Consider the following 8,665-nt stretch of genomic DNA (forward strand, 5'->3'; position numbering starts at 1 on the left):
CCCGGGCGCCCGCCAGGGCCGCCCGCACACCGAAAACCATCCCGCCCCAGGCCCCACGGAGCCCCATGAAAACCCTGCTGCGCATCACGGCCCTGGTGCCGTCGACCCTGACCGACGCCCTGACCCTGCACCTGACCATGAACGCCCCCGGCGGCTGGCAGGAGGAGGAGCGCCCCGACGGCCGCACCGCCTTCACCCTGCACCTGGACCAGGGCCCCGCCGCCCAGGCCCTGGAGCAGGACATAGCCGCCCGCTGGCCCGAGGCCGAAATCACCCGCGACGAAATCCAGGAGCAGGACTGGGCCCTGGCCTGGCGCGAGTTCTTCACCCCCGTCCACGCCGGGAGCACCTTCACCGTGCTGCCGCCCTGGCTGGCGGACCAGGCCCCCGCAGGGCGCATCCCCATCGTCATCGAGCCCAAGCAGGCCTTCGGCACCGGGCATCACGGCACGACCGCCCTGTGCCTGGGCGCCCTGGCCGGGCTGCGCGAGGCCGGACTGCTGCACCCGGGCGACGACTTCCTGGACCTGGGCACCGGCTCGGGCATCCTGGCCCTGGGCTGCTGCCTGCTCGGCCTGCACGGCGTCGGCCTGGACATCGACCCCCTGGCCATCGAAAACGCCGTGGAGAACCGGGACATCAACGGCGCGCAGCAGAGCCTGCACCTGGCCGTGGGCAGCCTGGAAGCCCTGGCGCCGGAGCGCACGTTCCGGCTGGTGCTGGCCAACATCCTGGCCGGCCCCCTCAAGGTCATGGCCCCCCAGCTGCGCGCCCGGGTGGCCCCGGGGGGCTGCCTGGTGCTCTCGGGCATCCTCACCGAGCAGGCCGACTCCGTGGCCGACGCCTACACGGCCCTGGGCCTGCCCGCGCCGCGCCGCGAAAACAGCGGCGAGTGGACGGCCCTGGTCTGGGAACAGGTGGCCTAGCAGGCTGGAGGAAAAACCAGGCCCGCAGGCCGTTCAAGGCTGGCCGGAAGCCAGGAAACGGAAAAATCCAGGCCGCGCGGCGTACTTCGCGTACACGGGCGGCCTGGATTTTTTCGTTGGCGCGGCGGAGCGCCGTTTCGGGGCGGCCTGCCTGGTTGTGGAGTTGCAAGAAGTTGAGTTTTCGCACACCTGATCTGACCGCTTAGGGCCGGGTGAACAACCTCTTGTAGCTCCGCACCTAATCGGCGCCCCCCGCGTAGTGGGCCAGCAGCGCGTCCAGCACCGGGCTTGCGCAGCGCAGGTCCGGGTCGCGCCCGGGGCGCAGGTGCAGCCCCGGGGCGAGCAGCTCGGCCAGGGGCAAGGCTCCCGTCTCGATGGGCACGCGCGAAATCTCCACCCGCGCGCGGCGCTCCAGGTCCGCCCCGTCATAGCCCTCGGGCAGCTCGCGCACGGCGTCCAGGCCGATGTCGATCTGCACCGCGCTGCCGTAAACGGTTTCCGCATAGGATGTCTCGAAGCCCACCCCGAGCACGAAGCGCACCAGCACCGGAAAGGAATCCGGATAGGCCACGCGCAGGAGCTCGTCCGCGCAGAACCGCCGGGCCGAATCCTTGGCGCGCAGCACCTCGGCCATGCCGCAGAGCAGGTCGGGGATGCAGCTCGGCGGCCCTCCCGGGACGGGCGCAACACAGCAATCGCCGAAGAACGACAGCCGGTTGTAGGCCAGCTCGCGGTCCACGCGCTTGAGCCGCACGCTGCACCCCATGTCGAAAAAGGTGATGCCCAGACGCTTGCGGAACTCGCGCAGCATGAAGAACAGCATGTTGTATTCCGCCGTCTTGCGCTGGTAGCCCATGCCGCGCAGCAGTTCATCGCTGCGCGCGTACCATTTCAGCTCCTTCTGATGGGCGGCCTTGGTCACGGGCGGACGGGCGGCGTCGGCCTCGGCGTTGTCGCGCGGGGCCACGGGCAGCCGCGCGCCGCAGCCCTTGCAAACGGCGGACGCCCCGCCAGCGGGCACGGCGGCCGGATCGAAGCGGTACTTCCGCACGCAGGAAACGCACTGCACATACATGACTCCCCCCTGGCGCGCAAAGCGCGGCCAGAAGAAGATACACGATTGCGCGGCGAAGGGAACCCCGATGAAAATCCCGCGCGGGAGCAACCCGCCGGGCGCGTGGACAGCAGGGGGGTTTTGTGGTTTCCTGATCACCGGCCCGCTGTGTCCGGGCCACGACACCATGCGCACCACCGCCCTGCCCGTCCCACGCCTGGGAGCCCCGAGCCCAAGCCCGGCGCCCGCCCCCGCCCGGGGGCCGCGCATCCTGTTCTTCTCGGGCGGAACGGCCCTGCGCGGCCTTTCGCGGCGCCTGATCCGCCACACCCACAATTCCGTGCACCTGGTCACGCCCTTCGACTCCGGCGGCAGCTCCGCGGCCCTGCGGCAGGCCTTCGCCATGCCCGCCCCCGGCGACCTGCGCAACCGGCTCATGGCCCTGGCCGAAGGCGCGCCGGACGTGATCGAGCTTTTCGCCACGCGCCTGCCCAAAGGCGCGGACCCCGCCGGGCTGGACGCCGAACTGGCCGAACTGGCCGCAGGCACCCACCCCCTGGCGGCCCGGGTGCCCGAGCCCCTGGGCGGCGTGGTGCGCCACTACCTGGGCGTCTTCATGGAGCGCATGCCGCGCGGATTCGACCTGCGCGGCGCCAGCGTCGGCAACCTGATCCTGACGGCGGGCTACCTGGAGGCCGACCGCAGCTTCGGCCCGGTGGTCTTCACCTTCTCGCACCTGGCCGGGGTACGCGGCACGGTGCTGCCCACGGTGGAGGCCGACCTGCACCTGGCCGCCGAGCTGGCCGACGGGTCCGAAATCGTGGGTCAGCATCTGCTGACGGGCAAACAGGCCCCGCCCCTGCGCACGCCCATCCGCCGCCTGCGGCTGGTGGCCGACCTGCAAGGCCGCCCCGCCCCGCCCTGCGCCATCGACGCCACGGTGCGCCGGCTCATCGCCGGGGCCGAGCTCATCGTGCTGCCCATGGGCAGCTTCTACACGAGCATCATGGCCAACCTGCTGCCCGGGGGCGTGGGCCGGGCCGTGGCGGCCAACCCCTGCCCCAAGGTTTTCGTGCCCAACCTGGGGCACGACCCCGAGGCCCTGGGCCTGACCCCCACGGCCCAGGCCCTGCTGCTGGACGACGCCCTGCGTGCCGACCTGCCTCCGGGCGCCCGCGCGAGGGCTCTCGATTTCGTGCTGGCCGCCCCGGAGCACGGCGTGGCCCCCGGCCCCCTGGCCGCCCGGGGCATCGCCGTCTGCCCCGCCGAGTTGGTCACCCCCGCCAGCGCCCCGCTGATCGACGACGCCCTGCTGGCCGACGCCCTGCTGCGGCTGGCCGCCCCCGGGCCCTAGCTGCCCGCCGGGGCGCCTCCCCCCGGGGGGCGCAAAAAACGCTGTGCACATGCGGGGCAACGCCCCGGAGGACTGGTGGAGCCCCCCCGGTGGCGCAAAAAAACGCCCGGGCGCGAAAACCGCGCCCGGGCGTATGCCCGCAGTCATGACCGCCACGGCCCGGGCCGCCCCGCCTAGGGCCGCTCGCCGCCGCCGTCCCCGGCGGGGTCGAACAGCGCCCGCGCCAGGGCCGCCCCGCCCTCGTCGCGCGACACATAGTCGCGGGCGTCGTCGCGGGAGTTGAAGCGCAAAAAGAAGCTGCGCGCCCGGACCTTCTCGAAACTGTCCAGGGCCAGCACATAGCCGCCCGCCTCGGTGCGATACAGGCGATACTCGAAAACCGTGCTGCGCCGCCCGTCGCGGGCCACCTCGCGGCTGGAACGCGCCACCAGGACGCCCGTGAACTCCAGCACGTCCCCGCTGTCCATCCGCACCACCACACGCTCCATGACTCCCCCCGGCACCGGCCTCGGCGGCCGCGACCCGAGCATGGCACAAAAACGAAACGGGCGGAAGGCTCGCGCCCCCCGCCCGCTCCGCCCGGAACGCCGTGGCGCTACTGCTGCTGCGCGGCGATTTCCGTCTGCACCTGCTGGAGCAGCTCCATGGCCTGGTGCAGCTTCTCGTTCTGTTCGGCGGTGGGCATCTGGGTGCCCAGGTAGGCCGTGCGCTGGGCCATTTCCTGGAGCATGGTACCCATGACCATCATCCGGCTCTTCTCGGGCAGGTTCGCCAACTCGGCCACCTTGCCCTCGACGCCGTCCACCCGCCCGGCCAGGTCGCCGGTGGTGGCGGCAAGGCTGTCCACAGTGGCCGCCACGCCCTTCAGGTTCTGGTTCAGCCCGAAGAAGAAAACCACCAGCAGCACCACGGCCAGCAGGGAAACAAGCAGGGCCACCTTGCTCATGTCGCGGCGGGTGGTGTCGTCGCCGCAGCAGGGGGCCGTGGTCCGCGCGGCCTCGACGGCCTCGGGGCCGTCGCCGGGCTTGCCGATATGATGCACCTTTTCCGCTGCGCTCATGGGAAACCTCCAAAGGGGGATTGTGGTTGACGAAACAGGACCCAACCCTAGGGGAAAAGCCGCCCCGGGGCAAGCGCGGGGCCGGGCGCCGCCCCGGATGCAAGGCCCGGCGCGGGGTTCGGCGCGAGGCTCGGCGCGGGGTCGGGAAGCCTTTGGGAACAAGCCGGGGGCCGGGCCGGGATCTCAGGCCATGACGCGCCGCATTCGTTGGGAAGCCTTTGGGAACAAGCCGGGGGCCGGGCCGGGTGCGGCGCCGCACCCCGGGGCGGACAGGCCGCCTGCCGCCCCGGTGCCCGCCGTCCGGCGCTCCGGCAGGCCCAGGCGCGGGGCTGGCCGCGCAGGCCGCGTCAGTTGGTCCAGCGGCCCGCAACGTAGCGGAAGATCTCCGTCACCCGCTGGGTCTTCACGCGGGTGAAGGGCCCCCGGCGCGCCTCGGCCTCGCTGGCCGCGCGCGACTCGTAGTGGTGCTCCTTGTAGCGCAGCACGCCCACGAAGGGGCACACGGCCCCGCCGGAGGCCGAAGGCTTGACCTGCATCTCCAGGGAGCCGTGGTCCACCTCCATGAAGCGGGCGACCACCGCGTCGCCGCCCTCGCGTTGCAGGGCCATGTCGGCGGCGGTGTGGCGCAGGTTGCGACTGATGGTGCCCACCCAGTCGCGCGCGAAGGCGTCGAACTGGGCGCGCACGGCGTCGATACCCGCGCCGCCCCTGGTCGGGGCGGCCGCGGTCGCCTTGGGCCTGGGCGTTCCGGCGGATTTGGCCACGGCCTTGGGACGCGCCCGGGGCGCCGCCGCCCGGGCGGCGGCGGCCTCGGCCCCGGCCAGGGCGCTGGCGCCCACCCGCTCGGCCCAGAGCAGCGCGGCCTCCTGGGCGCGCACACAGGCCAGCCAGTCCGCGGCATCGACGCTGGCGGCCCAGTCCTGGGCGCGCTCGCGGGCCAGGGGGTCGCGGGCCTGTTGCGCGGCCTGCTCGGGCTCCGAGCCGCAGCCGCCGAGCAGCCCCAGGGCAACGGCCAGGGCAGCGGCCAGCGCCGCCACGCGGGGAAGGCGATGTGCCATGATCATGGGCCGCAGAATATCCGAAGGCCCGGCGCCCCGCAATACGCAAAGGGGCCCGGCGCGTCTGCGCCGGGCCCCGGATGCGTCGAAGGGGTCCCCGAAGGGCCTATTCGAAGATGATCTCCACGCGACGGTTGAGCTTGCGGCCCTCGTCGGTGTCGTTGTCATACTTGGGCATGCTCTCGCCCTTGCCCACGGTGGCCATGGCGTCGGCGGCGATGCCCTGCTTGGCGAGGTAATCCTTCACCGAAGCGGCGCGGCGCTCGGACAGGCCCTGGTTGTATGCCTCGGTGCCGATGTTGCAGGTGTGGCCTTCCAGGGTCAGGTTGCCGCCGCGGGCCTTGATCTGCTCGGCGGCCTCATCGAGGATCGGGGCCATGTCGCCGCGAATCTTGGCCGAGTCGAAGTCGAAGTGGATACGCAGGGGCAGCACCTCGGCCTCGGGCTCCGGAGCGGGGGCCGGGGCGGGCTCGGCGACAACGACCTCGTCGTAGAAAACGTCGCGCACGAACTTGTCCAGGGCGGCCTCGCTGCCGAGCAGGTCGGCGGCCGAAGCCGACACCGAGCAGCCGGAGAGCTTGCCGATGGCGTCCATGGTCGCCTGGCCCTCGGGCTTGTCGGCAAAGGACACGGCGTGGAAGCACAGGCGCCCGCCAAAGGCGTTGTACAGCTCGGTGGCCACGGGCACCGGGCTCTTGCCCAGGTTGCTTTCGCCGTCGGAGAAGACGATGACGGCGATGCGGCCCTTGAGGGCGTCCAGGGTCGGACGGATGTCCTCCAGGCCGCCGCCCATGGGCGTCATGCGACCGAAAATGGCGTAGCCGGTCGCCAGGGAGTCGATGCCCTTGGCCATGCCGGCGCGGTCATAGGCTCCCTCGTAGAGCTTGGACGTGGGGGCGAAGGTCGTCAGCCGGGAATCGTAACCCAGGGCCGGGATCTTCTCGTTCATCTTGGCCAGCAGGTCCTTGGCCATCTCGATCTTCTCCTGCTTGGCCTGCGCGTTGGTCATGGCCATGGAGCCGGAGTAGTCGACGAACAGCACGAAGCTGTCCACCTTGGACACCAGTTCGGTCTTCGCCTGGGCCGCGCCGGCGACAAGCAGAATGGCGCACAGCGCGAAGACCAGGGCCAGCAGCCCGGATTTTTTTTGCATCATGATGGATTCCTCGCATTCTTTTGGTTTGGGCCCAGGCACATGCCGGAGCCTCGCAGATGATTTCATTTTAGCACTTTCCCTTCGCCTTTCAACATTTTTTCTCGTTCTTTCCCGGAGTTGCGCCGCCCGGCCTTTGCGGGCATGATAATGCGCCGTCCAGGGCTCCCATGAGCAGGAGGTCCAGCGCGTCCTCAAGGCGGCGCCAGCCAGCGGCGCTGTCCAGGGCGATGCCCCCCAGGCTGCGCTCATGCAAGGAGCGGATGCCCACCGCATTGATGGCCGTGGCCATGAGCAGGATCACGGCCGACAGGTCCAGCCCCGGGGGCGGATCGCCCTCCAGGGCCGCCTCGAAGAACTCCAGCGCCCGCCGCTCGCGGACGTAGGCCAGGGCGCCGACCAGCAGGCCGCGTTCTCCCCGGGCCTCGGCCGCCATCACCGCCAGGGTCCAGGGCCGGGCGACCATGGCCCGCAAATAGCCGCGAAAGAAACGCGACAGAACCTCGCCCAGGGACCGCCCCTGCAAGCCGTACGCGTCGCCCCCGGCCAGCTCGTCCACGCCGGGCCAAAAGGCCTCGCTCTGGGCAAACGTGGTCTGCAAGCGGGCCAGGCCGCCGAAGGTGCGGCGGATCAATGCCTCGTCCAGCCCCGCCCGGGCGGCGACGGCCGCTGAAGTCACCCGGTCCGGGCCGCCCAGGGCCAACACGTCGGCCAGGGCTTCCAGAATGCGCTCGCGGACGCGGTACGCCTCGCGCAGGGGAATGATCCGTGCGCCCATGCCTGCTCCAATGACGGGGGTGACTGCCACGGGGCCCCGGCCGCAGTGGCCGGGCCTCCACTCTACAAGATAGCTCCCCTGCGGGGACGGAGCAAGAAAAAACCCGCCTGGCGGCGGGTTCTTGTATGCGGGAAGGCCCAGGGAGGCGGCTAGAGCTGGTTGCGAAGGGCCTGATGCACGCGCTGGGTGGCGGGCTCGTCGCCCAGGTAGCCAACCCGGATGCGGACCTGCGTGACCTTGGGATTCAAGGACTTCATCTTGATCCACACCGGCGTGTCGCCATCCTTGGCGCTGACGGACGCATCGCTCAGGGAACGCGACTTCTCCTCGACATACAGCCCCAGGGCCGAACAGGCACGCAGGGACGCGTCATAGGCGTCGGCGACATCGACGTTGTAGGTCTGCTCGCCCCAGCCGGACACATAGGCATAGGTCCCGCCTCCGGCCAGGGCCCCGGCGGCGACGACCATGCAGCCCGACAGGGCAGCCAGGGCCGCGAAGCCCAACACGAGCGTGGCAAACTGCTTTTTCATGGCATCTCTCCTGTACGATTTCCCGGGATTCTAGGGGTTCGCGCCCAGCCGCGCAACCCAAAACAGCGCCGTCGAACCACTCAGCCCGCCAGGGCCCCCGGTCCGCCCGCACCAGACGGCGCCCAAGCGGCGCACTCTCCCCCCACAGGCTATGCCCGCCACGCAGCCCGACGCCCCCCCCTGCCCGCTTGGTGCGCCGCCACAGGAATGGCACCAGGCGCGCACGCAACCGTCCGCCTGCCCGCTTGTGCGCCAGGGGGCGGGCCAGGCGGTTTACAGGCCCTGGCCACCCGGCTCTGCCCGCTTGGCGTGCAGGCAGGATGGAGGAGAGGAAGCGGCGAAGCGACGAATGGCGCGGCCGGGATTCTTTTGCCAGGGCCTGGCTTCAGCCGGGCATGGGGAGGCATCCGGCGGGCAGGGCCTGCGGGAGGCGGGAGCGGCTCGAAGGCGCCAGGGGGGGCGAGGTCGCTGGCAGGCGGGAGAGCTGTTGGCGCAGGAACACAGGCGGCGCGCCTGGGGCAGATCATCTGCGAGATGGAGGACGGCTGCCCAGGCAGGAAGTAGCCGGGGACAGGAGGCTCCGTCCGGAACTCGTCCTGGGCTGGCCCCGGGGGCCGGGGCGGAGTTGCGGCGCGGGGCGGACGCACCTGGCCGGGAGCGGGTCAGGGGCACCGCTCATGCGGGCTGGGCAGGGAACGCCGACGGGAAAGCCTTGGCGGGGCCGCAGGGGGCACGCGCGCAGGGTGCGG

The 8,665-nt window shown here is 71.5% G+C and carries 9 protein-coding genes; 2 read left to right on the plus strand and 7 right to left on the minus strand.

What is annotated here, in order from left to right; genetic code table 11:
- Positions 1–65 precede the first annotated feature (65 nt).
- Complete coding sequence (locus M0P34_RS10890) at positions 66–926, plus strand: 50S ribosomal protein L11 methyltransferase (RefSeq protein WP_291498959.1); 861 nt, start codon at positions 66–68, stop codon at positions 924–926.
- A gap of 238 nt (positions 927–1,164) precedes the next feature.
- Here the strand turns inward: M0P34_RS10890 and M0P34_RS10895 are convergent, their stop codons facing one another.
- Positions 1,165–2,001, minus strand: coding sequence for a hypothetical protein (locus M0P34_RS10895; RefSeq protein WP_291498961.1), 837 nt, complete (start codon positions 1,999–2,001; stop codon positions 1,165–1,167).
- Between the two features lie 166 nt (positions 2,002–2,167).
- Between M0P34_RS10895 and M0P34_RS10900 the strand changes: the two genes are divergently transcribed.
- The gene (locus M0P34_RS10900) at positions 2,168–3,334 is read left to right on the plus strand and encodes a GAK system CofD-like protein (RefSeq protein ID WP_291498963.1); all 1,167 of its coding nucleotides are present in this window, start codon (positions 2,168–2,170) and stop codon (positions 3,332–3,334) included.
- Between the two features lie 173 nt (positions 3,335–3,507).
- Here the strand turns inward: M0P34_RS10900 and M0P34_RS10905 are convergent, their stop codons facing one another.
- The 6 genes from M0P34_RS10905 to M0P34_RS10930 all read right to left on the minus strand — a co-directional run bounded on the left by M0P34_RS10905 (position 3,508) and on the right by M0P34_RS10930 (position 7,916).
- Positions 3,508–3,822, minus strand: a complete 315-nt coding sequence (locus tag M0P34_RS10905; RefSeq protein WP_291498969.1) for a hypothetical protein — start codon at positions 3,820–3,822, stop codon at positions 3,508–3,510.
- A gap of 107 nt (positions 3,823–3,929) precedes the next feature.
- Entirely contained in the window at positions 3,930–4,394 is a 465-nt protein-coding gene (locus M0P34_RS10910; protein WP_291498971.1) for a hypothetical protein, read from the minus strand.
- Positions 4,395–4,741: 347 nt separating this feature from the next.
- On the minus strand, positions 4,742–5,452 hold the full coding sequence (locus M0P34_RS10915; RefSeq protein WP_291498973.1) for a hypothetical protein: 711 nt from the start codon (positions 5,450–5,452) through the stop codon (positions 4,742–4,744).
- 106 nt (positions 5,453–5,558) lie between these two features.
- Positions 5,559–6,608, minus strand: a complete 1,050-nt coding sequence (locus M0P34_RS10920) for an OmpA family protein (RefSeq protein ID WP_291498975.1) — start codon at positions 6,606–6,608, stop codon at positions 5,559–5,561.
- Between the two features lie 88 nt (positions 6,609–6,696).
- On the minus strand, positions 6,697–7,383 hold the full coding sequence (locus M0P34_RS10925) for a TetR/AcrR family transcriptional regulator (RefSeq protein WP_291498976.1): 687 nt from the start codon (positions 7,381–7,383) through the stop codon (positions 6,697–6,699).
- Between the two features lie 149 nt (positions 7,384–7,532).
- Positions 7,533–7,916: a DUF3568 family protein gene (locus M0P34_RS10930; RefSeq protein ID WP_291498978.1), complete on the minus strand. Its 384-nt coding sequence runs from the start codon at positions 7,914–7,916 to the stop codon at positions 7,533–7,535.
- Positions 7,917–8,665 lie beyond the last annotated feature (749 nt).

This window comes from Desulfocurvus sp. (assembly GCF_023230885.1).
GTDB lineage: Bacteria > Desulfobacterota > Desulfovibrionia > Desulfovibrionales > Desulfovibrionaceae > Desulfocurvus.